Annotated in this window: 1 protein-coding gene; it reads right to left on the bottom strand. The window is 42.1% G+C overall.

Going from position 1 to position 347, the window contains the following annotated elements:
- Positions 1 to 23 precede the first annotated feature (23 nt).
- Positions 24 to 347 (bottom strand): phosphate ABC transporter ATP-binding protein (locus tag ACYVTD_RS18350; protein ID WP_461249032.1); only part of this gene is annotated, 324 nt, incomplete at its 5' end.

Raw genomic sequence — 347 nt, 5'->3', positions numbered from 1 at the left:
TTGCCATTGTGTCCCCCCTTCCCTTAACCAAACCTGCCGGAAATATAATCTTCTGTTCTCTTGTCTCTGGGTTTTGTAAAAACTTCTCTTGTGTCATTGTATTCTATCAATTCTCCCAAAAGAAAAAAAGCGGTTTTATTGCTTACTCTGGAAGCCTGATGCATTGCATGAGTTACAAGAATAATACTGAATTCTTTTTTTAGCTCTCCGATTAATTCTTCAATTCTGCCTGTGGCAATTGGATCCAGCGCGCTTGTCGGCTCGTCCATTAAAATAATTTCAGGCTCCATTGCTATACTTCTTGCTATGCAGAGCCTCTGCTGTTGACCGCCCGAAAGCGCTTGAGC

This window comes from Treponema sp. R6D11, assembly GCF_054786075.1.
This window is presented reverse-complemented; position numbering and strand designations above follow the sequence as displayed.